General features: G+C 50.6%; 23 protein-coding genes and 1 riboswitch. Of the genes, 15 read left to right on the forward strand and 8 right to left on the reverse strand.

The window, feature by feature from the left end; translation table 11 throughout:
• Positions 1 to 22: 22 nt before the first annotated feature.
• Genes B152_RS0117685 through B152_RS0117705 form a run of 5 tightly spaced genes read right to left on the reverse strand, consistent with a single transcriptional unit; the run spans position 23 to position 4,953 of the window.
• The gene (locus B152_RS0117685) at positions 23 to 1,099 is read right to left on the reverse strand and encodes a Gfo/Idh/MocA family protein (RefSeq protein ID WP_020593771.1); all 1,077 of its coding nucleotides are present in this window, start codon (positions 1,097 to 1,099) and stop codon (positions 23 to 25) included.
• On the reverse strand, positions 1,096 to 2,253 hold the full coding sequence (gene nagA, locus B152_RS0117690) for an N-acetylglucosamine-6-phosphate deacetylase (protein ID WP_020593772.1): 1,158 nt from the start codon (positions 2,251 to 2,253) through the stop codon (positions 1,096 to 1,098). Before nagA ends, B152_RS0117685 begins: the two co-directional genes overlap by 4 nt.
• Complete coding sequence (locus B152_RS0117695) at positions 2,254 to 3,294, reverse strand: SIS domain-containing protein (RefSeq protein WP_020593773.1); 1,041 nt, start codon at positions 3,292 to 3,294, stop codon at positions 2,254 to 2,256. It lies immediately after the preceding gene.
• The gene (locus B152_RS0117700; protein ID WP_020593774.1) at positions 3,294 to 4,064 is read right to left on the reverse strand and encodes a GntR family transcriptional regulator; all 771 of its coding nucleotides are present in this window, start codon (positions 4,062 to 4,064) and stop codon (positions 3,294 to 3,296) included. Before B152_RS0117700 ends, B152_RS0117695 begins: the two co-directional genes overlap by 1 nt.
• Positions 4,054 to 4,953, reverse strand: a complete 900-nt coding sequence (locus B152_RS0117705) for a glucosamine kinase nucleotide-binding domain-containing protein (protein WP_211212236.1) — start codon at positions 4,951 to 4,953, stop codon at positions 4,054 to 4,056. Before B152_RS0117705 ends, B152_RS0117700 begins: the two co-directional genes overlap by 11 nt.
• A 277-nt stretch (positions 4,954 to 5,230) precedes the next feature.
• On the opposite strand from B152_RS0117705, the gene B152_RS0117710 reads away from it, so the two are divergent.
• From B152_RS0117710 to B152_RS0117750, 9 genes are all read left to right on the forward strand, one after another.
• A complete protein-coding gene (locus B152_RS0117710; RefSeq protein WP_020593776.1) occupies positions 5,231 to 6,139 on the forward strand; it encodes an N-acetylmuramic acid 6-phosphate etherase in 909 nt (302 codons plus the stop codon).
• Positions 6,140 to 6,247: 108 nt separating this feature from the next.
• Complete coding sequence (locus tag B152_RS0117715; RefSeq protein ID WP_020593777.1) at positions 6,248 to 7,465, forward strand: ABC transporter substrate-binding protein; 1,218 nt, start codon at positions 6,248 to 6,250, stop codon at positions 7,463 to 7,465.
• Positions 7,466 to 7,576: 111 nt separating this feature from the next.
• Complete coding sequence (locus tag B152_RS0117720; protein WP_020593778.1) at positions 7,577 to 8,509, forward strand: carbohydrate ABC transporter permease; 933 nt, start codon at positions 7,577 to 7,579, stop codon at positions 8,507 to 8,509.
• Positions 8,510 to 8,518: 9 nt separating this feature from the next.
• Positions 8,519 to 9,352 (forward strand): carbohydrate ABC transporter permease, encoded by an 834-nt coding sequence (locus B152_RS0117725; RefSeq protein ID WP_020593779.1) that lies wholly within the window; start codon positions 8,519 to 8,521, stop codon positions 9,350 to 9,352.
• Between the two features lie 81 nt (positions 9,353 to 9,433).
• Positions 9,434 to 10,609, forward strand: coding sequence for an ABC transporter ATP-binding protein (locus tag B152_RS0117730; RefSeq protein WP_020593780.1), 1,176 nt, complete (start codon positions 9,434 to 9,436; stop codon positions 10,607 to 10,609).
• Between the two features lie 268 nt (positions 10,610 to 10,877).
• On the forward strand, positions 10,878 to 11,150 hold the full coding sequence (locus B152_RS24240; RefSeq protein ID WP_020593781.1) for a chaperone NapD: 273 nt from the start codon (positions 10,878 to 10,880) through the stop codon (positions 11,148 to 11,150).
• A gap of 26 nt (positions 11,151 to 11,176) precedes the next feature.
• A complete protein-coding gene (gene napA, locus B152_RS0117740) occupies positions 11,177 to 13,681 on the forward strand; it encodes a nitrate reductase catalytic subunit NapA (RefSeq protein ID WP_020593782.1) in 2,505 nt (834 codons plus the stop codon).
• Position 13,682: 1 nt separating this feature from the next.
• Entirely contained in the window at positions 13,683 to 14,135 is a 453-nt protein-coding gene (locus B152_RS0117745) for a nitrate reductase cytochrome c-type subunit (RefSeq protein WP_020593783.1), read from the forward strand.
• Entirely contained in the window at positions 14,135 to 14,743 is a 609-nt protein-coding gene (locus B152_RS0117750) for a NapC/NirT family cytochrome c (RefSeq protein WP_020593784.1), read from the forward strand. The genes B152_RS0117745 and B152_RS0117750 overlap by 1 nt, the downstream gene beginning before the upstream one ends.
• An 80-nt stretch (positions 14,744 to 14,823) precedes the next feature.
• Here the strand turns inward: B152_RS0117750 and B152_RS0117755 are convergent, their stop codons facing one another.
• Complete coding sequence (locus B152_RS0117755; protein ID WP_020593785.1) at positions 14,824 to 14,994, reverse strand: periplasmic nitrate reductase, NapE protein; 171 nt, start codon at positions 14,992 to 14,994, stop codon at positions 14,824 to 14,826.
• Between the two features lie 168 nt (positions 14,995 to 15,162).
• Positions 15,163 to 15,275: riboswitch (TPP riboswitch) on the forward strand.
• Between the two features lie 75 nt (positions 15,276 to 15,350).
• On the opposite strand from B152_RS0117755, the gene thiC reads away from it, so the two are divergent.
• From thiC to B152_RS0117780, 5 genes are read left to right on the forward strand one after another with little or no spacing between them, the layout of a single operon-like run.
• Positions 15,351 to 17,240, forward strand: coding sequence for a phosphomethylpyrimidine synthase ThiC (gene thiC / locus B152_RS0117760; RefSeq protein WP_020593786.1), 1,890 nt, complete (start codon positions 15,351 to 15,353; stop codon positions 17,238 to 17,240).
• Positions 17,230 to 18,285 (forward strand): FAD-dependent oxidoreductase, encoded by a 1,056-nt coding sequence (locus B152_RS0117765; RefSeq protein WP_020593787.1) that lies wholly within the window; start codon positions 17,230 to 17,232, stop codon positions 18,283 to 18,285. Before thiC ends, B152_RS0117765 begins: the two co-directional genes overlap by 11 nt.
• Positions 18,270 to 18,467, forward strand: coding sequence for a sulfur carrier protein ThiS (thiS, locus tag B152_RS0117770; RefSeq protein ID WP_020593788.1), 198 nt, complete (start codon positions 18,270 to 18,272; stop codon positions 18,465 to 18,467). The genes B152_RS0117765 and thiS overlap by 16 nt, the downstream gene beginning before the upstream one ends.
• 8 nt (positions 18,468 to 18,475) lie before the next feature.
• Positions 18,476 to 19,264, forward strand: a complete 789-nt coding sequence (locus B152_RS0117775; protein ID WP_020593789.1) for a thiazole synthase — start codon at positions 18,476 to 18,478, stop codon at positions 19,262 to 19,264.
• A complete protein-coding gene (locus B152_RS0117780; RefSeq protein ID WP_020593790.1) occupies positions 19,257 to 19,847 on the forward strand; it encodes a thiamine phosphate synthase in 591 nt (196 codons plus the stop codon). Before B152_RS0117775 ends, B152_RS0117780 begins: the two co-directional genes overlap by 8 nt.
• 89 nt (positions 19,848 to 19,936) lie before the next feature.
• On the opposite strand, the gene pyc is transcribed toward B152_RS0117780, so the two are convergent.
• Positions 19,937 to 23,392, reverse strand: coding sequence for a pyruvate carboxylase (gene pyc, locus B152_RS0117785; protein ID WP_020593791.1), 3,456 nt, complete (start codon positions 23,390 to 23,392; stop codon positions 19,937 to 19,939).
• A gap of 428 nt (positions 23,393 to 23,820) precedes the next feature.
• On the opposite strand from pyc, the gene B152_RS0117790 reads away from it, so the two are divergent.
• Complete coding sequence (locus B152_RS0117790; protein ID WP_020593792.1) at positions 23,821 to 24,381, forward strand: tetratricopeptide repeat protein; 561 nt, start codon at positions 23,821 to 23,823, stop codon at positions 24,379 to 24,381.
• Between the two features lie 15 nt (positions 24,382 to 24,396).
• Here B152_RS0117790 and B152_RS0117795 read toward each other — a convergent pair whose 3' ends face one another.
• Entirely contained in the window at positions 24,397 to 24,906 is a 510-nt protein-coding gene (locus B152_RS0117795; RefSeq protein ID WP_020593793.1) for an A24 family peptidase, read from the reverse strand.
• Positions 24,907 to 25,032 lie beyond the last annotated feature (126 nt).

Here is a 25,032-nt window from a genome sequence, read left to right on the forward strand (position 1 = left end):
CCCAGAACAGGCATTGACCCTGTTACAGATAGACCACCTGTCCGCTTCGGATCGATTGATCCGCCGCCAGCACAATCTTCATGCTGTTGACCGCATCCTGCAGGTGGTTATCCAAATCTAAATCTTCCGTGATTGCCTTTAGCAGAAAATCCTGCTCTCTCAAACAAAGAGCGTCATGATCAGGCTCATCCTGCATCTGAATCAAGTGATCTTTGTGAAAAAGTCCAGACTTTTTATCCAAACTTGCGGAATGACAGAGAATTGCCGAAGTTTTTGTGTGGCTGTCGATACTGTCCGATTCCATATCCGGGTTCTGTTCAGCCGCAACAATGGATACTGAGCCTTTGGGGCCAATGACATCTTTCACAAAATAGGCTGTCTCGCTCATCATGGGGCCCCAGCCTGCTTCATACCAGCCAATCGACCCGTCTTCGTAAGTAACCTGAAGCTGGCCATAGTTGTACATGTCCGGGGCAATTTCGTCGCTCAGACGGGCGCCAATCGCGTGTACCTTTACCGGACGGGATTCGGTCATCAGACACATCATATCCACGTAGTGCACTCCACAGTCGATAATGGGCGAAATACTCTTCATCAGCTGTTTGTGAACCTGCCAGGTATCCCCCCTGCTCTGCTGGTTGAGGTTCATCCGCATTACCAGGGGTTTCCCCAGGGTTCTGGCCTGGCGGACAAATTCCTGCCAGGAAGGGTGGTGCCTGAGAATATAACCCACCACGAGTTTGCGGTTTTTGGCCTTTGCGGTGGCAATAACCCTTTCGGTGCCCTCGACAGTTTCGGCAACCGGTTTCTCCATAAACACATGAGCATCAGATTCCAGAGCCTTGATTGCAAAGGTTTCATGTGTGTCAGGCCAGGTGTTGATCGAAACGACATCGGGTTGCAGTTGCTGCAAGGCCGCATCATAGTCGCTGAAGCGGGGATATCTGGAAAGTTCATCAGGCAAAACAGTCTGCTGGTCCAGGCTTCTACTGCACAGTCCGACGATCTCAAATCCGGCGAGGGCATGATAAGCCTTGGCGTGTGAAATGCCCATGTTGCCCAGACCAACGACCAGTACCTTCTGTGGTTTCCTCATCATACAATTCCGTCTGCAGCCATATCCTTGCCCCTTATCCAGCATTCCTGGACTTCAATGTCTTTGCTTAGCTGAACCAGCGAGGCTTCGTACCCCTTTTCAATACGGCCATAGCTTTCTCCTAACCCCAGGAACTCCGCAGGGTAAAGTGATGCCATGCGCAGAGATTCATCGAGTGTAAGGCCAAGCAGGGAAACGCTGTTTCGCACGGCAGATGCCATATCAAGGTCGGCACCCGCGAGGACGCCATCATCGGTTATACAGCGCCCTTCCCTGCTCCAGATTTTTTGGCCGTAAAGTTCAAAAAAATCTTTACTGCTGCCAACTGTTGGCATGGCATCGGTTACCAGCAGCATTTTGCCAGGGTTTTTGGCTTTGATGGCTGTTCTCAGACTGGCCGGATGAACATGATAGCCATCAACAATAAGCCCGCACCAGCTCTCTTTATGATCCAGAGCAGCACCAACGGCACCGGGTTCCCGGCTGCCCAGGGGGGACATGGCATTAAACAGATGAGTGAAACAGGATAATCCCTCGCGGAAGGCCCGCTGGAAATCTTCGTAGTCCCCCGCTGTATGACCTGCGGCGACAAGAACACCTTTGCTGACAAGTTCCTGTATTACCCCGGGTGCGGCCCTTTCCGGCGCCAGGGTGATCAGGGTTTTCCCCTGCTCAAGGCCTGTGATAACCGAGAGGGCATCTGCTTCCATAAAGCGTATCCGGGATTCCTGATGCACGCCTTTTCTTAAAGGATTGAGATAAGGCCCTTCCAGATGTATTCCCAGCACCCCTGGTTCTTTGGCGTGAAGAGCTTGTCGCATCGCCGAGATTGCCCGGGTCATAACGGAACGTTCATCGGTAATCAGCGTCGGCAGCATACCCGTGGTGCCAAAACGCCTGTGGGCACGGGCAATGGCCCGGATGCCCTCGATGTCTGGCTGATCGTTGAAAAGCACTCCTCCGCCACCGTTTACCTGGATATCAATAAAGCCCGGAACCAGCATATCACCGGAGAGATCGCGAAGTTTATATCCCGAGAGATCTGCTTTTGCCTCAGTTCCAACAGTTTCAATGATGCCTTTATCAAGGGTGACAGTTGCCTTTTCCAACCACCTGTCGCCGGTAAATACGCGGGCATTGACCAGAGCAGTTTTCATTTACACTGTCTCCGTAACTTTTTTCAGATTACGCGGACTATCGGGGTTAAGTCCGCGTAATGCAGTAATTTTTTCAGCCATGATGTAAAAGCTCTGGATCATGACCGGAAGCTGGCAGAAGGGATGAACATTTGTTTCAATTGGTAAAATGCCTTTTCCGCCCTCCCCCTCCTGAACGGTAAAGACGGCGCCGCCCATTTCCCGGAAGCCTGTTGCCAGTTGACCGACAGAATCCCAGGACTGGTCTCGTTGACGGAATATCAGAACCGGGTAGCCATCAGCAACGAGGGACATGGGGCCATGTTTAACCTCGGCTGCACTGAAGGCTTCTGCGTGAATATAGGCTGTTTCCTTGAATTTTAGAGCGGCCTCAAGGGCAATACCAAAGCCAGGCCCACGACCAACGGTAAAGAGATTTTCTGCCGAAGAAAAAAGCTCCAGAGGTTCTGCCCAATCATTGCGCAGTCCCCTGTCGAGTTGATCGGGCAGACGATCCAGTGCCGGGAGCAGGCCGCTGTCATAGCCCCAGACCGCGCTCAACTGTAATAAGGCGGTCAGGGAAGCGATGTAACTTTTTGTCGCTGCAACAGACTTTTCCGGACCGGCATGGAGGGGCAGATAATAATCAGACAACGCCACCAGCGGTGATGCAGAATCGTTACAGATGCAGACAACAAAGGCTCCCTGATCCTTGGCGTTCTGTGTTGCTTGAACAAGGTCCGGACTGCGGCCGGACTGGGAGATGGCGAGGAACAGACAGTCCTGCATTTTCAAAGATTGTCCATAGAGCGTCGCAATCGAAGGAGCGTAGGACACAACAGGCAAGCCGAGATTGATTTCAAGCAGATACTTGGCAAAGGCGCAGGCATGGTCTGAGCTGCCCCTGGCACAGGTTGCAATAAACCTGATGTTTCTCGAGCGCAGTTCCCGGGAAAGTTCTTCGATGATATTCCTGTTGGCCAGGAGCTGTCGAGACACCACTGCAGCAGTTTCTTCTGTTTCTTTCAACATCAGGCTTTGGGGTTGCGTACTTCTTGTCATCAATCGTTTCTTTTCTGATTATCCAGATGCAGTTCGGCGATAAAATCATAACTGTCGCCACGATAGTGTGATCTGGTGAATTCTACGGGACGCATATCCGGTAAGAAGGAGCGTCGTTCGATATAGAGGGCCGGGCCACCGGGAGGCATGCCCAGGAGTTCGGAATGTTCGGGTTGCATCAACTCAGCCCGCAGGCGTTGCAAAGCTCTCAGAGGACGCAGACCCGTTTTGTCGAGTATGCTGTAGAGGGAGTCTTCGACGGCCATCGGGTCTGGTAGAAAAATTTGTGGAATGGATGCCAATTCAATTGCAAGGGCTTTATTGTCAGCGCAGCGAATACGATGCAGCCGTGAAACCCCGGCCCCAGGAGAGAGGTTCAGAGCCATAGCCTCTTCCGGCGTGGCCAAGCCGATGGTTCGTTCAATCCATATAACAGAAGACTGCATGCCCCGGGCGGAGATATCTTCGGTAAAACTGGTCAGTTTTGAGAGCGGCTGTTCGAGGCGCGCAGCAACAAAGGTGCCAGCGCCATGTTTTTGTACAAGAAGACCGTCCTTAACCAGATCCTGTACGGCTTTGCGTACCGTGACCCGGGATACTTCCAGTTCTGCAGCAATATCCCTCTCGCTGGGCAGGGCGTCTTCAACTTTGAAAGCACCTGTTTCTATCGCTTGGCGAATAAGGCTGCGAAGCTGTTTATAAAGTGGTGTCGGGTTGGCAGTATCCAGACGGGACTTGACCTGCAAGGCCCTGAAAGTACTAGCTTTCACACTCAGATACTCCTGTGTTGGGGGGGCTGGACTTCACCATAAGGATGCCGCCATCCATGGCGTCGCCTTCTGGTTCAGTGAGGACCAGCCTCAGATCGTCCGGGAGCCTCGGGCCTATACGTCTAGAAACGCTGCCCATCAGACTGACACTCGTGACGCCCTGGTCCAGCAAGGACCGGATCATAGATCCGGCCTCATATACAGCTTTGGCAACAAGCTTTTTGGCCAGCGGATCTTCCTGATCAGCGCTATCGAAAATCAACGGAGCAAAAGCACCATATTGATGTGGTTCGGCTTTTTCGGCCCATTTCACCATTTCTTCGGGATCACTGTTAAAGTGCTTCATGATCGCCCGGGTCAAATCGGTTTCGGGCCGACATCCTTCATGGGCGAAAAGTGCACTGCGAACAGCACTCAACCCCAGCTGGGCTCCTCCTGCGTGATCAGATATTTCGAATCCCCAGCCCCCAACGTTTATTGTTTTTCCTTTGACAATACCCAGGGCGCAAGAACCTGTTCCGAGAATAAGAATGCCGCCATCCCGCCCTGCATGGGCTCCGAGGCAGGCCGTATAGGCATCGGTTGCTCCGCAGACTGAGGCGAAAGAGTGCTTGAAAGACAGCATATTGTGCAGTTCGCGTTCAAGACCGAGGCCAGCCAAACCCAAACCGACGTGCAGACGGGAAAAATCTTCACGTCCACGCCCTGCCTGCTGTAAAGCGAGAACACAGGCTTTTTCGATTTCATAATAAACGCGCGCAGCTCCAAGCCGGGAATTTGAGGGCCCGGACTCACCTTCTCCGATCAGCTGTCCATCGCTCGTCTCTATACGAACACGGCAGCGTGTTCCCCCACCATCTACTCCGACAAAGAGCGTTTCGTTATCCACCCGAATCTCCAAGACCACTAAGATACCAGTACTAAAAACCATTCGAATACCAATTTAACGCATTTTATAGATCAGGTAAATTGGAAAGCCGTGAGATTTTTCTTAAATATAATTTTTTTCTATTATCTATCTATTATTAAACAATAAATATATTAAAAAATTGCATGGCAAGGTGTATTTGATTTGTAAAAAAATGATAACAATAAAAAAACAGATTTAAAATTGGTTTCTTTTTGGTATTGTAGTTGTGCAATGAAAATTTACTGAAAGCGATGTCTTGTCCAATTCTGAAAAACATACCGAGCAGAACAGCTCCCGTTACAAGGGGCTGGATGGCTGGTCAGACACAGAAATTCTCGAAAGTCTTTGGGCCTCTCAGGCCAAGGCTCTCGCGTCGGTTCAGCCTGCTTTGCCTGTTCTTGAGCAGGCTGCAGGCGATATTGTCGATCGCCTGGGCCAACAGGGGAGACTCTTTTATATCGGCGCAGGGGCGTCCGGGCATCTCGCAATTCAGGATGGTTTGGAACTGCATCCAACCTATGGCTGGCCGCTTGAAAAAACGATCCTTATGGTTGCTGGTGGAGCTGAAGCACTTCTCTATTCTATGGGGGGCGTCGAAGATGATAGATCTCTCCCGGTCAGGAAACTGAGAGAAAACAATCTCTGTTCCGGGGATGTTGTGATTGCCGTCGCAGCCAGCGGTTCTACGCCCTATACATTATCAGCAGTCGAGTATGCCCGGAGCCTTGGCGCGCTTGTTGTTTCCATTGCAAACAATCCGGAAGCGCCTCTTTTCAGTCTTTCTGACCACAAAATCTTTCTGGGAACTGGCGCTGAAGTGGTTGCCGGGTCAACCCGGATGGCTGCCGGGACCGCACAGAAAATAGCTTTGAATATGCTCTCTACTTTGGTGATGACAAAATTGGGCCATGTTCACGACGGTTTGATGGTCTCCATGACAATCAGCAATGAAAAACTGGTCAAAAGAGCCGTGGCGATGGTTCAGGAAATCACTGGCGTGACGGCCACTATGGCAGCAGAAGCACTTTCAGTAGCTGAAAATAATATCAAGCTGGCATGCCTTGTTGCATTGGGGCACAGCAAACAAAACGCAGAACAAGCCCTGGATCAGAATGTCGGGATACTGCGTCAAGCCATCAAGGCACTTGAAACACTAAAAAAATAACCGGGATACACCTGGAATTATTGTCTTAACTCGGAGGATAACATGATCACTAGAAAACTTATTTTGTGTAGCGGTGCTGCCGCTGTTGCATTCGCTGTCACAGGAGCTATGACTGGATTTTCACCTGTCGCTTCGGCCCAGGCAGAGGAACTTGTCATCGAAAGCTGGCGTAATGATGACATTGACATCTGGAACAAACAGATTATTCCTGCTTTTAACAAATCCCATCCTGATGTTCAGGTGCGTTTCGCCCCTACTCCACCCGCAGATTACAATGCCAGCCTGAATGCAAAACTCGCGGCTGGAACAGCGGGTGATCTGATCACCTGTCGTCCTTTCGATGTCTCTCTGGATCTTTATAATCAGGGGCATCTGACCAAGATTGATGCGGTTGAGGGGATGGAAAACTTCTCGGATGTGGCCAAAAGCGCCTGGCAGACGGATGATGGATCAACCACCTTCTGTCTTCCCATGGCGTCAGTTATTCATGGTTTTATCTATAACAAAGAGGCCTTCAAGGAACTGGGGCTGGAAGTACCCAAAACCATTCCCGAGTTTATGAAAGTCCTGGCAGCCATCAAAGACGAAGGCTCCTATGCCCCTATGTCTATGGGAACAGCTGACCAATGGGAAGCGGCGACAATGGGCTTCCAGAATGTGGGACCAAACTTCTGGAACGGTGAAGAAGGTCGTAAAGCCCTCATTGCCGGAAAAGAAAAGCTGACTGATGCCCAGTACATCAAGGTGTTCGAACATCTTGCGGAATGGGGGCCCTATCTGGGCAAAGGCTATCAGGCCCAGTCCTATCCGGACAGTCAGAACCTGTTCAGTCTTGGTCGTGCCGCGATCTATCCTGCAGGTTCCTGGGATATTGCAACCTTCAATTCCCAGGCTGACTTCGAATTTGGTGCTTTCCCGCCCCCGGTTCCTGAAGGGCAGTCAACCTGTTACATCTCAGACCACACGGATATCGGTCTGGGCATCAATGCCGCCTCGAAGAACGTCAAGGCTGCAGAGACTTTCCTGAGCTGGATGACGACAGCAGAAGCAGGGGAGCTGATGTCAAATGCCCTGCCCGGTTTCTTTGCTCTTTCCAACCACAAGATCAACCTTACTGATCCGGTTGCAAAAGAATTTGTTGGCTGGAGGGACAGCTGTGAATCAACCATCCGTAACTCCTACCAGATCCTTTCACGCGGCACACCAAGCCTTGAAAACGATCTCTGGAATGTCTCTGTTGGGGTAATTAATGGAACGATGACAGCAACAGAAGCTGCTGAAAAAGCCCAGACAGGCCTGTCGAGCTGGTATAAACCACAGCAATAAAGACGCCTGAAGCAAGCGCCGGTGCCCTGGGCATCGGCGTTTGTCTGTATTTGTTGTAAGGTGTCGTGTGAAAGACGATAACCTGCAAGTGTTACCGGAGTATGCGTCCTTATGGCCTCGCAAAGCAACAAGGGTAGCCCCTTTAAAACACACCTTTTTGTGTTTCTCCTGCCAGCGGTTCTGATCTACAGCGCTTTTATGATATTGCCACTGATCGACACGCTACGGCTTAGTTTCTATTCAATCGAGACAGATGGTGCAACCAGCTTTGCTGGCTGGGCGAACTACATAACCATCTTTACCGATGAACGCTGGTCAACTGATTTTGTAAATGCACTGAAGAACAACTTCCTGTTTTTTCTTATTCATATGCTGGTGCAAAACCCGATCGGTATTTTTCTTGCGGCGCTTCTGAGCTTGCCGCGACTGAAGCTGAAAAACACTTATCGTACGCTGATTTTTATGCCGACCATGTTATCCGTCGTCATTATTGGCTTTATCTGGCAGCTCATCCTCAGCCCGATCTGGGGAGTAGGCGATACGCTGGTTGGCTTTGTTGGCATGAACGATGGTCTCCCGCCTTTACTGGGCGAAGAATCAACCACCCTGCTGACCCTGTCTCTGGTCTCGGTCTGGCAGTTTGTCGGTATTCCCATGATGCTGATTTACGCTGCTCTCCTGAACGTCCCAGATGATCTTGTAGATGCTGCGATTGTTGATGGTGCAAATCAATGGACAGCTTTCTGGAGGATCAAGCTTCCCTTGATTTTACCAACTGTTGCAATGGTTTCTGTTCTGACATTCGTTGCTAACTTTAATGCATTCGACCTGATTTATGCAGTAAAGGGTGCCTTGGCAGGGCCAAATTTCTCCAGCGATATTATGGGAACCCTGTTTTATCGTACCTTCTTTGGTTTCCAACTGCAGCCAGGCAATCCCTCCATGGGGGCAACTGTTGCCAGTCTTATGTTCCTGGTCATTCTCTGTGGAGTAATGATCTATCTTTATGCCATTCAGCGGCGGTTGCGCCGTTATCAGCTTTAGGAGGCCAGAATGAGAAACTCTCGTCGTCTCGGTCCCCTCGCCGTACACGCCCTGCTGATCAGCTACACCATCATCGCGCTTTTTCCGATTTTGCTGATCATCTTCAACTCTTTCAAAAGCAGAAAGGCGATTTTTAAATCACCGCTGTCGCTGCCTGATGCCAATACCTTTGATCTGGTTGGTTTTGAAAAGGTTTTGGGCAGTTCTTCCTTTGATGTCTACTTTCTCAACTCGATCTCTGTCACGGTCATGAGCTTGGCCTTTGTTCTGGTTCTGGGGGCAATGGCCGCCTGGGCGTTGGCGGAATACGACTTTCCAGGCAGCGATTTTGTTGCACTTTTCCTCGCCATCGGGATTATGATCCCGATCCGGTTGGGGAGTGTCAGTCTGCTCAAGATTATTGTTTCTCTTGGCCTGATCAATACCCTGACGGCTCTGGTTCTGGTCTATACGGCGCAGGGATTGCCTCTGGCGATCTTTATCTTGCGGGAATTCATTGCCCAAATTCCGGATGACCTGAAAGAGGCTGCCCGCTGTGACGGCGTTACCGAGTACAGGATTTTCTGGTCGATTATTCTTCCGCTGATCCGCCCTGCTCTGGCAACTGTTGCGGTCTTCACCATGATCCCCGTGTGGAATGACCTTTGGTTTCCACTTATTCTGGCCCCAGGAGAAGACACTGCGACTGTAACTCTCGGTATACAGCAGTTTATCGGCCAGTATGTGACTGACTGGAATGCTGTGCTGGCATCCCTGACCCTGGCTATCGTGCCGATCCTGATTCTCTATCTTGTCTTTTCAAGGCAACTGATCAGAGGTTTGACTTCCGGAGCGGTCAAATGAGTGCTGTCACTGAGCGCCCCCATCCCCAAAAATTCAAGAAGAAGCTGTGCACAGCAGTGTATCAGGAGAGGTTAAATTTAAATGGCTGATATCAAACTTTCAGGCATCCGCAAATCCTATGGAAGCAGCGAGGTGCTGCACGGGATCGATATCGATGTCAAAGATGGCGAATTCGTCGTTTTCGTTGGCCCTTCCGGCTGTGGCAAGTCGACACTTCTGCGATTGATTGCCGGTCTGGAAACCATATCGGATGGAGAACTTCAGATTGCCGGACAAAAGGTAAATGACCTTACCCCCTCGCAACGGAAAATCGCCATGGTGTTTCAGTCCTATGCTCTCTATCCGCATATGACGGTTTATCAGAATATGGCTTTTGGTCTGACTCTTGGCAAAAAAGGACCGCTGGGTGGTCTGCTGGGAGGTGGTGAAAACAAAAAGATGATTGAGGAGAAGGTTCACAAGGCTGCAGCAAGTCTGAAGCTGGAACCGTTGCTCAAAAGATACCCGCGTGAACTCTCTGGCGGGCAACGTCAGCGTGTTGCGATCGGACGGGCTATTGTGCGTGATCCCAATGTCTTTCTGTTTGATGAGCCCCTTAGCAACCTGGATGCAGCACTTCGGGTCAACACCCGCCTTGAGATTGCCCGTCTGCATCAGGAGCTGGAAGCGACAATCATCTATGTGACACATGATCAGGTTGAGGCCATGACTCTTGCGGACAAGATTGTGGTGCTTAACGACGGTTACGTGGCTCAGTGCGGCACACCACTGGAACTTTATCACCAGCCAGCCAACAAGTTTGTTGCAGGGTTTATCGGTTCTCCTTCCATGAATTTCCTCGAGGCGACGGTTACGGATATCGGTCCGGAGGATATCGAGGTGGTTTTGTCTTCTGGCAAGGTCAAGGTACGGCTGCCAGTTCTTCCAGGTGATCTTGCTCTGGATGCGCGTGTCTCAATCGGTATCAGGCCAGAGCATCTGCAAGAAGGAAGCGGCGAAGTATTTCGTATGTCTTCAAGGGTCAAAGTGGTCGAGCAGCTTGGTGAAGCCAGTTATCTTTATCTGGAAAACGGCGAGGATGACCCCTTCTGTAATGAACCGTTTTGTGTCAAAACCAATGGTCACAGCTCAATCCGGACTGGCGATAGCGTTGATATCTGTGCAGCCCTTTCCGCCGTCCATGTGTTTAATGCCTCGGGCATAGCCCTTACCCGTACCACGACAGACAGCCGGTATATTGCTCCCCGCAGAGCTTAGGTATAAATTATCTGATATTCGTATCAGAAACTTGACAACAAAGGGGCGTCTTTGCAGGCGCCCCTTTGTTGTGTCTGTAACCGACAAAATTCTTGTTCATAAAGCCCCCCTCTTGATCCATATCAATGCCGCAGTATCGGGCTTGGATATAATTTCTTTAGAAGGTGGATTAAAACCATCATGAAACGAGAGATGAAAACACAAAACCGGATTTTTTTTCAGCGAGCAGAGTTGAAATAAGCGAAGCCGGCAGGGGAATGTCCAGATTATGAATGATGAAACTGATCTTTTTATCTCCAGTCACATTGCCCGAATATCACCAGATGCTTTCGAAAAGGTGCTTGCCGACATCCTGAAACATCCTTTTGCCGATGTCCCCCTTGTTGATGACAAGGGAAAGATTGTCATTTTGATTGATGCCCCGACAAGCAGGGATGCCGTCTCGACAATTGACAGTATCAGGGCGACAGAAGGTGTGTACTCCTTTTCCCCCGTCTATCAACACGAAGAAGCAGGAACCGGAACGACAGGTTCGATTTAACCGGTAAAACTCAAGGACATCATGTGATGAAGTTAACAAGACGTGATTATATCAAGGCCAATGCCATTGCCGTTGCGGCTGGTGTTGCTGGCATGACAACCAAGGTATCCGCAACCAATCTGGTAACGGACAGTTCCAAAACAGAATTGAAGTGGTCCAAGGCCCCCTGTCGGTTCTGTGGGACAGGTTGCAGCGTCATGGTTGGAACAAAGGAAGGTCGTGTCGTTGCGACCCACGGTGATGTCAAAGCCGAGGTCAACCGGGGCTTGAACTGCGTCAAGGGATACTTCCTGTCTAAAATCATGTATGGCAAAGATCGTCTGACCACACCGCTTCTTCGGATGAAAGACGGCAAATATGCCAAGGATGGCGAGTTTACGCCTGTGTCCTGGGATGTAGCCATGGATATTATGGCTGAAAAATTCAAAGCGGCGGTCAAGGAAAATGGACCGACATCGATTGGTATGTTCGGGTCCGGACAGTGGACAGTATGGGAAGGTTACGCGGCTTCCAAACTGTTGAAAGCCGGTTTTGGTTCCAATAACATTGATCCGAATGCCAGGCATTGCATGGCATCAGCGGTTGGCGGCTTTATGCGTACCTTTGGTATTGATGAGCCAATGGGGTGTTATGATGATATCGAGGCCACAGATGCTTTTGTGCTCTGGGGCTCCAACATGGCCGAGATGCACCCGATCCTCTGGACCCGGGTTACAGACCGTCGCCTCAGTGCCCCGAACACAAAAGTTGCGGTCCTGTCTACCTTTGAACATCGCTGTTTTGACCTGGCAGATATTCCCATGGTCTTTACGCCCCAGACTGATCTGGCGATCCTGAATTTTATCGCCAATTACATCATCCAGAACGACAAGGTAAATCATGACTTTGTCTCAAAACATGTCAACTTCCGTCGTGGTAATGATGATATTGGTTATGGTCTGCGTCCGGAACATGAACTGGAACAAAAAGCCAAAAATGCCGATGATGTTGGTGGCTCTAGCGAAATGAGCTTTGAAGAATTCAAAGCTTTTGTTGCAGACTATACGCTGGAGAAGGTATCTAAACTTTCCGGTGTTCCTGAAAATCGCCTGGTGGAACTGGCCGAACTCTATGCCGATCCGGATCGCAAGGTCGTCTCCTTCTGGACCATGGGCTTTAACCAGCATACCCGTGGGGTCTGGTGTAATAACCTGATCTACAACATCCACCTTCTGGTTGGAAAAATCTCAACTCCGGGAAATTCCCCCTTCTCTCTGACAGGGCAGCCTTCGGCCTGTGGAACGGCGCGTGAGGTTGGTACTTTCTCTCATCGCCTGCCTGCTGACATGGTTGTCACCAATCCGGAACATCGGGCCTATGCCGAAAAAGTCTGGAAAATTCCGGCTGGGGTTATTCCAGAGAAGCCCGGATATCACGCGGTTTTGCAAAACCGGATGTTGAAAGACGGAAAACTCAATGCCTATTGGGTCATGTGTAACAACAACATGCAGGCAGCTCCTAACCTCAATGAAGAAGGTTATCCGGGCTATCGCAATCCGAAAAACTTTATCGTGGTTTCTGATCCCTACCCGACTGTAACCGCTGAAGCTGCTGATCTGATCCTGCCCACTGCCATGTGGGTGGAAAAAGAGGGGGCTTACGGGAACGCTGAGCGGCGCACCCAGTTCTGGCACCAGCTTGTTACCGCGCCCGGTGAAGCGAAATCAGATCTCTGGCAGTTGATGGAGTTCTCCAAACGGATCACGACAGATGATGTCTGGCCGGCAGAGGTTTTGTCTGCAAACCCCGAATTCAAGGGAAAAACGCTGTTTGAAGTGCTTTATGCCAATGGCAATGTAGAAAAATTCCCGCTGTCAGAAATACATCCCGACTATGAAAATATAGAGTCCAAACATTTTGGTTTTTATGTTCAGAAGGGTCTGTTTGAAGAGTATGCCGAGTTTGGCCGAGGCCATGGTCATGACCTGGCACCCTTTGAACGGTATCATGAAGAACGTGGCCTGAGGTGGCCTGTTGTCGATGGTCAGGAAACCCGTTGGCGCTTCAAGGAGGGCTCGGATCCTTACGCCAAGCCAGGCAGTGATTTTGACTTTTATGGCAAGCCTGACGGTCGCGCGGTGATCTTCGCTCTCCCCTATGAACCGGCAGCCGAAAGCCCGGATGAAGAATATGATCTCTGGCTTTCAACCGGACGAGTGCTCGAACACTGGCACTCCGGTTCCATGACCCAGCGCGTTCCAGAGCTTTACAAGGCTTTCCCTGATGCTGTTGCCTTTATGCATCCCGATGATGCCGCTGCCCGTGGATTGCGTCGTGGGCAGGAAATCAAGGTGATCTCCCGGCGGGGTGAAATGGTAACCCGTGTTGAAACGCGCGGCAGAAACAAACCTCCCAAGGGATTGATTTTTGTTCCTTGGTTTGATGCCAGCCAGTTGATCAACAAGGTAACGTTGGATGCAACGGATCCAATTTCCAAACAAACTGATTATAAAAAATGTGCTGTCAAAGTGATTGCCACGGGGAGAGCGTAAAATGAAACGCATTCTTATCAATATAACCACAGCGCTTGGCCTTGTCTTCTATGCAACAAGTGCATTTTCTGATGGCACAGCAACCCTGCGTCAGGGAACGCCCATTACATCTGAAGCCGAAGCTCCTCCAATTACCAAAGAGGAAAACACCGATGTAAAACGGGTCAGAAACTACCCGGAACAGCCTCCGACAATCCCGCATCAAATCAGGGATTACCAGATCACACTGAATGCAAACAAATGCCTTTCCTGCCATGCCCGGACCCGGACAGGAGAATCCCAGGCACCAATGGTGAGTGTGACCCATTATATGGATCGGGATAATCAGGTGTTGGCAACGGTCTCCCCACGTCGTTATTTCTGTAACCAGTGTCATGTTACCCAGGTATCTGCACGGCCACTGGTCGAGAATGAATTCATTGACGTGGAAGACCTGATCAAAGGTGAACAATAATGGCGCCTTTTAAAAAAATCTTCTGTCTGGTCGCGGGGCTCTGGTCTCGGGCCAATCGCCCGGCAAAACACCTTTCAATCGGGTTTTTGACGATTGGCGGGTTTGTCGCCGGAGTTATGTTCTGGGGTGGTTTCAACACCGCGCTTGAACTGACCAACACTGAAGAGTTCTGTGTCAGCTGTCATGAGATGGGAGACAACGTTTTTGCCGAGTTGAAAACAACGATCCATTACAGCAACCGTTCCGGTGTTCGGGCCAGTTGTCCGGACTGTCACGTCCCACACAACTGGACCGACAAGATTGCCCGGAAAACCCAGGCATCCAAGGAAGTCTGGGGTAAACTTTTCGGCACCATCGACACGCGCGAGAAATTTCAGGCTGAACGTCGCAGACTTGCTGGACATGAATGGGACCGACTCAAGGCGAATAATTCACTTGAATGCCGGAACTGTCATTCCGTTGAATCCATGGATATTACAGTTCAAAGTGCCCGGGCAGCCACGGCACACCAGACCTTCCTGTTTACAGGTGAAAAGACCTGTATCGATTGTCACAAGGGGATTGCACATCACCTGCCAGACATGACTGGTGTTGAGGGTTGGGAGTAGAATTTAACTTTTGCAATAATGCACTAAAAAAGGGAAGTCATTGATTTGACCTCCCTTTTTTAATGCCGTGATGTCAATAATCAGTTTGTTGGCGGACCGGCAATAAAAATCTGGTACATCCAGATGCTGAAACCATAGGTCCCAACCAGTGCAATCGTCAGTACAGGAATTAATACGGCTGCGAGAAAGAGGAACAGGCTTACTTCCCGCCCCTTGCTTGGTTCTGTTGAAGTCACATCAAGATTTTGCACAAATTTGCCCTCAAGTCCTGGAGTGATACGTTAGGAATGCTTTCATTCGATTATCCATCATAAAGCCATCCGGGCGAAACACATTGACATAAATCAAACCCGGATCTGAAATTAAACTGGTTTCAGCTAATCCCGTGCTTGAAACCATTCAGAGCCTGTTCTATAAATAAATCATCCAAGGGGTGTCCTCAGAAGAGGGCTGAGATTGTGCTGTTACTGCACGGGACTCTTTGAACCTGATCCGGGTCATGCCGGCGAAGGGATAGGAACCGCAGCAGATAGTCGCGCGACGATTTTCTGTTCACCTCCCCATAGCGCCCCGGATCTCCTGACTATAAAATGGGAGATCTTTTATCGTGTCTGAAACAAATAACATAAATCTAAAACCGAGACCCCGGGTTACGACCGGATCTCTTCCTGCCTCTCAAAAAACCTACACATCACCAGAGGATGCTCCCCATCTTCGGGTTCCTTTTCGCGCGGTCAGAACATCTGATCCGCAGGACCAGCTTGTCAGAGTCTATGATACTTCAGGACCCTATACAGACCCCCAGTTCCAGATAGATATTGATCAGGGACTACCCGGGGTGCGCAAGGACTGGATCAAGGCCCGGGCTGTCGAAATTTATCAGGGGCGACAGATAAAACCCGAGGATAACGGCACCGTAAATCCCGCTCAATTGGCAGAGAAATTTCCTCACCATTATGAACCCCTGCGTGGAACGGGTGAAGCGCCCCTCACCCAATATGAAATTGCCTGTGCAGGACTTGTCAGCGAGGAAATGATCTATGTTGCCGAGCGGGAAAATCTCGGGCGTAAACAGCAGCTGGAGCAAGCTCAGCAATCCCTTGCGGGGGGAGAAAGTTTTTGGGCAGACCTGCCCGCTTTTGTCACACCGGAATTTGTGCGCAGCGAGATAGCCCGTGGCCGGGCCATTATTCCGGCAAATATCAATCATCCTGAACTGGAACCCATGATCATCGGGCGGAATTTTCTGGTCAAGATTAATGCAAATATCGGGAACTCTGCAGTTACCTCCTCAATTGAAGAGGAAATTGACAAGATGGTCTGGGCCATTCGCTGGGGTGCGGATACCGTGATGGATTTGTCAACCGGGCGGAATATTCACCACACAAGGGAATGGATCATCCGCAACAGCCCGGTCCCGATTGGGACAGTGCCGATGTATCAGGCACTGGAAAAGGTAAACGGTATTGCCGAAAAACTGGATTGGGAAGTTTTTAAAGACACCCTGATCGAACAATGCGAACAGGGAGTGGATTACTTTACGATCCACGCCGGCGTTCGTCTGGCCTATATCCACCTGACCGCCGATCGTGTGACCGGAATTGTGTCGCGCGGCGGATCGATCATGGCCAAATGGTGTCTTCACCATCACAAGGAAAGCTTTCTCTATGAGCATTTTGGCGACATCTGCGATATCATGCGCCGTTATGATGTCTCTTTTTCGTTGGGAGACGGTTTGCGCCCGGGGTCTATTGCAGATGCAAATGACAAAGCGCAATTTTCTGAGCTGGAAACCATTGGCGAGTTGACTCGTGTCGCCTGGAGCAAGGGCTGTCAGGTCATCAATGAAGGGCCTGGCCATGTTCCCCTGCACAAGATCAAAGAGAACATGGACAAGCAGCTAAGGGAATGTGGTGAGGCCCCCTTCTATACGCTTGGCCCTTTAACAACCGATATCGCACCGGGCTATGATCATATCACCTCGGGGATTGGGGCAGCTATGATCGGCTGGTACGGCACGGCCATGCTTTGTTATGTCACGCCAAAAGAGCATCTGGGCCTGCCGAACAGGGATGATGTCAAAACCGGTGTTATCACCTATAAGATCGCTGCCCATGCCGCTGATCTGGCCAAAGGTCATCCGGCAGCCCAAATCCGGGATGATGCCATTTCCAGAGCCCGGTTTGACTTTCGCTGGGAAGACCAGTTCAATCTTTCCCTCGACCCGGAAACCGCCCGATCTTTCCATGATGAAACACTGCCCAAGGAAGCTCACAAGCTTGCTCATTTCTGTTCGATGTGTGGCCCCAAATTCTGTTCAATGAAAATTTCGCAGGAGGTCAGGGATTATGCGAGCAAGCTAAACGATAAAACTCAGGGAATGGCCCGGATGAGCAACAGGTTTCAGGAACTGGGCAATGAACTTTATGTGCCCTCGAAGGTGCAGGAAAAAAACACGAAAGAAGCTTTGGATGGGAGCTTGAAAAGTGCGGATTGAAATCATTGGCTCCGGCATTGTCGGTCTGTCCTGTGCAGCCGTTTTTGCCGAACAGGGGCATCAGGTAACGGTTATTTCGGGGAGCAAAGGCCCGGATGACAGCTGCTGTTCCTGGTGGGCTGGCGGCATGCTCGCACCCTGGTGTGAAATGGAAAGCGCCGAACCGCTGATTGGGGAATTGGGTGTGGAAAGTATGAATTTCTGGTCCCGCTTTTCCTCCCGGCACTACAGCCAGAAGGGAACGCTGGTTGTGGCTCCTGCCCGGGATCTACCTGATCTGAAGCGTTTCGGCCGCAGGACCGAGACGTGGAGGAATGTATCCGCCGAAGAGATTTCCGAGCTGGAACCTGCCCTGGCTGGTCGCTTCCAAAGTGGACTGTTCTATCCTTCCGAGGCCCATTTTGATCCCCGTAAAATGTTGAAAGCACTTGAAGACTTTCTCAAGGGCAAGGCTGTGCATTTTCAGTACAACAGGTTACTTGAGGAAGCGGATCTTCAAGCTCCGACAGAGGCAGATTTTAGGATTGATTGCCGGGGGTTGGCTGCCCAGAAAAAATTACCGGACCTGAGAGGTGTAAAAGGAGAAATGTTGCTGATTCAAAGCAATGAAATCCAGCTTAACCGACCAGTACGTTTGCTCCATCCCCGTATTCCTCTTTATATCGTTCCCCGGGATGACGGGGTTTTTATGATCGGGGCAACGATGATTGAAAGCGACGAGCGGTCACGGGCTTCGGTTCGCTCCATACTCGAGCTTTTATCTGCGGCCTATGCCTTGCACCCTGGATTTGGCGAGGCCGAAATTCTGGAGATCGGTGTGGATGCCCGCCCCGCTTTTCCAGATAATCTTCCTGCGATTATTCAAACGGGCAGCACTATTTATGTAAATGGGATGTACCGCCACGGGTACCTGGCCGCCCCGGCAATCGCCTCTCTGACAGCAGATCTCGTAACGCAGGGTTATTCCTCAATCCGGGAAGACCGGAAATCCTTGATTTCTATCGGCCATAACTCACAAGGACCTCAAAGATGCGCATCAGTTTGAACGGACAGCCACTAGAAACTTCTGCTGAAAACCTGGCTGATCTTCTGGACGAGCAGGGATATGGCTCTGCCCGTGTTGCCACAGCTTTAAATGGTGCGTTGGCACCGGCAAGCTGTCGAAAAGAGATGGTGATAAGTCAGGGGGATGACATCGAGATTGTTGCCCCGATGCAAGGGGGATAATAAAGATCATGACACTTCAGTTCTATGAACAGGAGATAACCTCCCGGTTTCTGATCGGCACAGCCCTGTACCCTTCCCCGGCGATCATGCTTGATGCTATCCAGGCTTCAGGTTCAGAGATTGTTACAGTTTCTCTGCGACGTGAATCCGGTAAGGACCTCGCGGGGCAAAAATTTTGGAACATGATCCAGAACTCAAATTTGCGAATTTTGCCGAATACGGCGGGTTGTAAAACCGTTAAAGAAGCCGTTACCACAGCCCAGATGGCCCGGGAGGTTTTTGATACTCCCTGGGTGAAACTTGAGGTTATCGGCGAAGATGACACGCTGCAGCCTGATGTTTTTGGTTTGGTTGAAGCAGCCCGAATTCTCTGTAACGAAGGTTTTCAGGTTTTTCCCTATACAACAGAAGATCTGGTGGTTGCTGAAAAACTGGTTGCTGTCGGCTGTGAGGTCCTGATGCCCTGGGGGGCGCCGATTGGAAGTGGTCGCGGCCTGAATAATGTTTATGGCTTGCGGAGCTTGCGGGCCCATTTCCCTTCCATTCCGCTGGTTGTTGATGCCGGACTGGGTTTGCCTTCTCATGCTGCAGCAGCAATGGAGCTGGGTTATGACGCCGTTTTGTTAAACACTGCTGTCTCCAAGGCCGGAGATCCCGTAGCAATGGCCCGAGCTTTTGGGCTGGCTATCGAAAGTGGCCGGCTGGCGTATGAAGCAGATCCCATGGAACAAAGAGACATGGCTGCACCTTCTACGCCGGTTATCGGCCTCCCCTTTTGGAACCAGAAACATGATTGAGCCTTTTTATCAGATTGTTGACGATGTGAAGTGGTTGCCCCGGTTTCTTCCACTTGGCCTGAAACTGGTTCAATTGCGGATCAAAGATAAAGAACAGGATGAGATCCGGGAACAGATACGACAGGCCCGTGATCTCTGCCAGCAACACAATGCCCGGCTGGTGGTCAATGACTATTGGGAATTGGCTCTGGAGCTGGGCTGTGACTATATCCATCTGGGGCAGGAAGATCTGGATCAGGCTGATCTGGCAATGATACGTCAGGCCGGAATCAAACTTGGTATCAGTACCCATGATGAAGCTGAACTGGACCGGGCTTTGGCCCTTTCCCCCGATTATGTGGCATTAGGTCCGGTTTATCCGACAATTCTCAAGCAGATGTCCTGGGCGCCACAGGGGCCAGAGAATGTCCGGCGGTGGAAAAAACGGGTTGGTCAGGTTCCACTTGTTGCAATTGGCGGCCTATCGGTTGAAAAAGCCCCGGAGATTTATGCCGCCGGGGCAGATTGCATCTGTGTTGTTACCGATGTTCTTTACCATCAGGCTCCAGAAGAGCGTCTTGGACAATGGCTCAGTATAAAATGATAAAGCACATTACATATACGTCGTATCATATTGATATATCATTATATAGGCTCTGATCGCCATGATCAGAGCCTATAGAGCATGACGACTTAAACAATAACGGCCAGAAGATCCTTGGTTTCGACCTTGGAACCTGGAGAGACAAGAATCTGTTTTACAGTGCCAGACCGCTCAGCCAGAACCGAGGTTTGCATCTTCATTGCTTCAATCGACATAAGGACATCGCCCCGTTCTACTGCCTGTCCCTCGGTAACCGTGACACTGACGATCAATCCGGGCATAGGGGCGCCAAGATGTTCGTTGTTGCCCGGGTTAGCTTTGGGCTGGGCGGCTTTTATAGGTGCGCGGCTGCGATCTGTAACCTTGACGGTACGTGGTTGGCCATTAAGTTCGAAGAAGACGGTGCAACTTCCATCTTCATCAGGGTCACTGATTGCCCGGAACCTGATGATCAGTGTTTTTCCCTGATCGATGTGAACCGAAAGCTCCTCCCCGACTTCCATACCATAGAAAAAGACATGTGTCGGCAGGACAGATACGTTGCCGTAGTCCCGCTGATGTTTGGCATAGTCGAGAAATACCTGCGGGTACATCAGATAGGAGGCAAATTCAAAATCGCTGACAGTTCGCTCGAGTTTCTTTTCGACAAGAGCACGTTCCGCTGTCAGGTCTGCAGCAGGCATGAGGGCACCGGGACGTTCGACGATCGGCGTGATGTCCTTCAGGATTTTTTTCTGTAACACCGGCGGAAAACCACCGGCGGGCTGTCCAAGGTCACCCTTGAAGAAAGAAATCACAGATTCCGGGAAGGCAATTTCCCGCTCGGGGTTTTCGATGTCTGCTCTGGTGAGATCGCTTGTCACCATCATCAGAGCCATGTCGCCCACGACTTTGGATGAAGGTGTCACCTTGACCACATCACCAAACATGTCATTGACCTCGGCATAGGTCCGGGAGACTTCAGGCCAGCGTTCCTCAATCCCGAGAGATCTTGCCTGTTGCCGCAGGTTGGTATACTGGCCACCTGGCATTTCGTGGTGATAGACATCGGATGTTCCGCTGCGGATATCACTTTCGAAACCGATATAGTTGGCTCTGACCTGTTCCCAGTAGCCGGATATTTTCTGTAGCGCTGCATCATCAAGGCCAGTGTCCCTGTCCGAGTTGCGCACTGCTGCGGCAATGGACCCGAGGTTGGGTTGTGATGTCAGGCCGCTCATGGAATCAACACAGGCATCTACGGCATCAATCCCGGCTTCGGATGCTGCCAGAATTGTTGCTGCGGAAATTCCGCTGGTATCGTGGGTGTGCAGGTGGATCGGCAGGCCGACTTCGTCCTTCAGCGCCTTGATCAAAACCCTGGCAGCTGCGGGTTTAAGCAAACCGGCCATATCCTTGATGCCAAGAATATGGGCACCGGCCTTTTCCAGCTCTCGTGCCATGGTGACATAGTACTTGAGGTCATATTTGGGACGTTTCGGGTCCAGAATATCCCCTGTGTAACAGATCGCCGCTTCACAGATCTTGCCACTGTCACCTACTGCATCCATGGCCACCCGCATGTTCTCGACCCAGTTCAGGCTGTCGAACACCCGGAAAAGATCCATACCTGCATCGGCGGACTGCTTGACAAAATATTGCACCACATTGTCAGGGTAATTGGTATATCCAACACCGTTTGACGCACGCAGCAGCATCTGGGTCAAAAGATTGGGCATGGCGGAACGCAACTGGGACAGGCGATCCCAAGGACATTCCTTGAGAAACCGCATGGCAACGTCAAAGGTTGCACCGCCCCAGCACTCCATGGAGAAGAGCTGATGAAGGTTTTCGGCATAATAAGGGGCAATCCTGACAAGGTCGTCAGTGCGGACCCGGGTTGCGAGCAGGGATTGATGCGCGTCCCGAAAGGTCGTGTCTGTAATCAGCAGGCGCTGTTCGTCTTTCATCCAGCGGGCAACAGCAGCTGCACCTTCCCTCTCTAGCAGCTGTTTTGCCCCATCAGGAACTTCCAGATTTTGCGCTTTGGGGAGCTTTGCAACATGGGGATGGGGCGGGTGTGTTCTCCCGGCCACCTCTTCGTTGCCGTTGACCATAATGTCGCCGACAAAGCGCAACAGTCTGGAAGCGCGGTCCCGTCGGCGCGGCATATGGAAAAGTTCTGGCGTATCATCAATAAACTTGGTCGTGTATTCCCCATTGCGAAACTTCGGGTGGGAAAGCACGTTTTCGAGGAAAGTCAGGTTGGTTGAAACGCCTCTGATCCGAAACTCGCGCAAGGCACGATCCATGCGGGCAATGGCCTCGTCCGGTGTCCCGCCCCAAGCTGTAACCTTTTCCAGCAGAGAGTCATAATGCCGGGTTACGACAGCGCCTGAAAAAGCAGTCCCGCCATCAAGCCGGATGCCAAAGCCCGTAGCACCGCGATAGGCCAGAATTTTTCCATAGTCCGGGATAAACTTGTTTTCCGGGTCTTCTGTTGTCACCCGACATTGAATGGCATTGCCATGCAGTTTAATTTCTTTTTGTGCAGGAACTCCGCTGGAGGGAGAGCCGATGGAGCCCCCGGCTGCAATCTTGATCTGGGCCTGGACAATGTCAATTCCTGTAACGGTTTCGGTTACAGTGTGTTCAACCTGCACGCGGGGATTGACCTCGATAAAATAAAATCGGTCATCGTCCATATCCATCAGGAATTCGACGGTGCCTGCATTGACATAACCTGCAGTCCGGGCGATTGCCAGAGCGGCATCACAGAAGGCAGTTCTCTGTTGCTCGGAAAGATAGGGGGCTGGTGCCCGTTCAACGACTTTCTGGTTGCGCCGCTGTACGGAACAGTCGCGTTCAAACAGATGGACAACATTGCCATGACTGTCGCCGATAATCTGGACTTCCACATGGCGGGCCCGGCGGACCAGCTTTTCAAGGTAGATCTCGTCGTTGCCAAAAGCGGCCATGGACTCGCGGCGGGCGGCATCAACCTGTTCGTGTAGTTCATCTGCGTTTTCGATCACCCGCATACCGCGGCCACCCCCGCCCCAGCTGGCTTTGGTGATCACCGGATAGCCAACTTTTGCCGCCTGAGTTGTGACTTCGGCATCATCATAGGGTAATGCTTCGGTTGCGGGCATTACCGGGGCTCCAGCCTGAATGGCCAGAGCTCTGGCAGAAACCTTATTTCCCAGCCCGCGCATGATATCACCGGAAGGACCAACAAAGATAATCCCGGCAGCTTCGCAGGCATCGGCAAAATCCGGATTTTCTGAAAGGAAACCATAGCCCGGGTGAATCGCATCTATGTTGGCTTCTTTTGCGATGCGCAGAATATCCTGGATGTCCAAATAGGCCTGAATTGGCCCCTTCCCTTCACCGACAAGATAACTTTCATCAGCTTTAAAGCGATGCAGGGCAAAGCGGTCTTCATTTGAATAGATTGCAACAGTCTCTATGCCCAGCTCTGTTGCGGCACGAAAGATACGGATCGCAATCTCGCTGCGGTTGGCAACGAGCAGACGTTTGATTTTTTTATGCCCCAGATTGCTCATGCTTTTCTCCTCCGGCAGAACCGGATTTCTTATTATATGTTATCTATCTCACGATGAACGAGTATGTCTTTCATCTCTCGGCTTGCTGTTCTGAATGCGACGAGGAGTACTTTGTCACTCTCTCCGGTTATATTCTACGGACTTTGAAAATAAATACTCAGACCTGGAGAAGAAGGGCAATTACTTGTCTATACATTCTTGTGGGGTTCGATTCTATTAACCACGTATTTTATCTAGCATAATAAATCAGAAGATTGTTTCTGATCTGGTGAATTTTATTTCCTGAATGCTTTTGTATCGAGACAATATATATTGTGGCGGACAAACTGTGCTGGTTTTGAGGACACCAGATAAAGCCCCGGACAGATAACTGTCGATCACGTACAGATGATTTTCTATTTTAGAACTGGCGATGCAAGATTCACCCCATGAAAAACAAACTGATTTATCTGGTGCTGTTCTCCCTCTGCCTTGTCATCAGCCCGTACAAGGTTCGGGCTGACCAAAAAGACAACCGCTTGCCCCTTCTTTTTGAAAAGCTCGGGGTGGCTTTGCCAGGAGTGGAGAGTTTTCTTATCGAAGGAAAGATCTGGTCAATCTGGCTGGAAACCGAAGACAAGGTTATCGCGGATCTGATGGCCGGGGCAGAAAAATCAACCGGGAAAGGAGCTTATGACGAAGCATTACAAAACTATACTTCGATTATAGAACGGAATCCGAACTATGCCGAAGCCTGGAATAAACGGGCATTGATCCATTATCTTATGGGGAACCTGGAAAGGTCCCTGAGCGATATAGACAGGACACTGTTACTTGAACCACGGCATTTTGGGGCACTGGCAGGCCAGGGACTGATTTATATTGCCCAAGAAAAATGGCGTCTGGCCCAAAAATCCCTGGAAAAAGCACTTGATGTGCACCCGACAATGCCCGGACCAAAAGAAAATCTGCGATATGTCAAAACACAGATACAAGGAAAGGAGATATAAAAGGAAACGCCTGCTTCATGATAAAAATAAAGGAAGCTTATCCATGACGATAAACAGGGCGATACCGATCGCCACACCATAGGGAACCTCGCCTCCCCTGCGTAACCAGCCCGGCATACTGTCGGTGACGTTAACCTTGGCCAGAAGATATTCAAAAACGTGACTGTAGCGGCGCAGCAGCAGAATAAGCAGGACCTGTCCGCCCCCCACCAGCGAGAGAAGCGTTATAAAGACAGGCAGCAGTTTTAAACCGGTCCAGAGCGCGAGTACGGTCAGTAATTTTACATCTCCGCCGCCTAGAATTCGAAAAGAAAACAGGACAATTCCCGAGACCAGAACAATCCCCATTGCCATAAGGTGATCAAGAATATCAATCGATGATCCACCTGTGACAAAAGTTATGGCAAACAGTAAAGCCAGCGCAAGGCAGACAACGTTGGGAATACGCATCTGGATCAGGTCGGATAACATTGCCACCCCGACCAGAATTGCCAGAACCAGTTTTGTTATAAGAAGTGCATCCATTCAGGACCTCTGTTCGTGTGTTTTTCTGTTACCGCATACCAATGGATTCACAACAGGGATATTTTCTCTGTTTCTGGTTAATGCTGTCTTAATCAATGGATTTTCTCTGAACAGAACGGCGGATAT

Source organism: Kiloniella laminariae DSM 19542 (assembly GCF_000374005.1).
Taxonomy (GTDB): domain Bacteria; phylum Pseudomonadota; class Alphaproteobacteria; order Kiloniellales; family Kiloniellaceae; genus Kiloniella; species Kiloniella laminariae.

What these genes read in the sequence shown, in the direction of transcription:
- B152_RS0117685 (WP_020593771.1), bottom strand. Translation starts at nt 1,099, where the DNA reads ATGATGAGGAAACCACAGAAGGTACTGGTCGTTGGTCTGGGCAACATG.
- B152_RS0117695 (WP_020593773.1), bottom strand. Translation starts at nt 3,294, where the DNA reads ATGACAAGAAGTACGCAACCCCAAAGCCTGATGTTGAAAGAAACAGAA.
- B152_RS0117750 (WP_020593784.1), top strand. Translation starts at nt 14,135, where the DNA reads ATGGCGCCTTTTAAAAAAATCTTCTGTCTGGTCGCGGGGCTCTGGTCT.
- B152_RS0117775 (WP_020593789.1), top strand. Translation starts at nt 18,476, where the DNA reads ATGACACTTCAGTTCTATGAACAGGAGATAACCTCCCGGTTTCTGATC.
- napA (WP_020593782.1), top strand. Translation starts at nt 11,177, where the DNA reads ATGAAGTTAACAAGACGTGATTATATCAAGGCCAATGCCATTGCCGTT.
- pyc (WP_020593791.1), bottom strand. Translation starts at nt 23,392, where the DNA reads ATGAGCAATCTGGGGCATAAAAAAATCAAACGTCTGCTCGTTGCCAAC.
- nagA (WP_020593772.1), bottom strand. Translation starts at nt 2,253, where the DNA reads ATGAAAACTGCTCTGGTCAATGCCCGCGTATTTACCGGCGACAGGTGG.
- B152_RS0117780 (WP_020593790.1), top strand. Translation starts at nt 19,257, where the DNA reads ATGATTGAGCCTTTTTATCAGATTGTTGACGATGTGAAGTGGTTGCCC.
- B152_RS0117790 (WP_020593792.1), top strand. Translation starts at nt 23,821, where the DNA reads ATGAAAAACAAACTGATTTATCTGGTGCTGTTCTCCCTCTGCCTTGTC.
- B152_RS0117725 (WP_020593779.1), top strand. Translation starts at nt 8,519, where the DNA reads ATGAGAAACTCTCGTCGTCTCGGTCCCCTCGCCGTACACGCCCTGCTG.
- B152_RS0117730 (WP_020593780.1), top strand. Translation starts at nt 9,434, where the DNA reads ATGGCTGATATCAAACTTTCAGGCATCCGCAAATCCTATGGAAGCAGC.
- thiS (WP_020593788.1), top strand. Translation starts at nt 18,270, where the DNA reads ATGCGCATCAGTTTGAACGGACAGCCACTAGAAACTTCTGCTGAAAAC.
- B152_RS0117715 (WP_020593777.1), top strand. Translation starts at nt 6,248, where the DNA reads ATGACTGGATTTTCACCTGTCGCTTCGGCCCAGGCAGAGGAACTTGTC.
- B152_RS0117720 (WP_020593778.1), top strand. Translation starts at nt 7,577, where the DNA reads ATGGCCTCGCAAAGCAACAAGGGTAGCCCCTTTAAAACACACCTTTTT.
- B152_RS0117795 (WP_020593793.1), bottom strand. Translation starts at nt 24,906, where the DNA reads ATGGATGCACTTCTTATAACAAAACTGGTTCTGGCAATTCTGGTCGGG.
- B152_RS24240 (WP_020593781.1), top strand. Translation starts at nt 10,878, where the DNA reads ATGAATGATGAAACTGATCTTTTTATCTCCAGTCACATTGCCCGAATA.
- B152_RS0117745 (WP_020593783.1), top strand. Translation starts at nt 13,683, where the DNA reads ATGAAACGCATTCTTATCAATATAACCACAGCGCTTGGCCTTGTCTTC.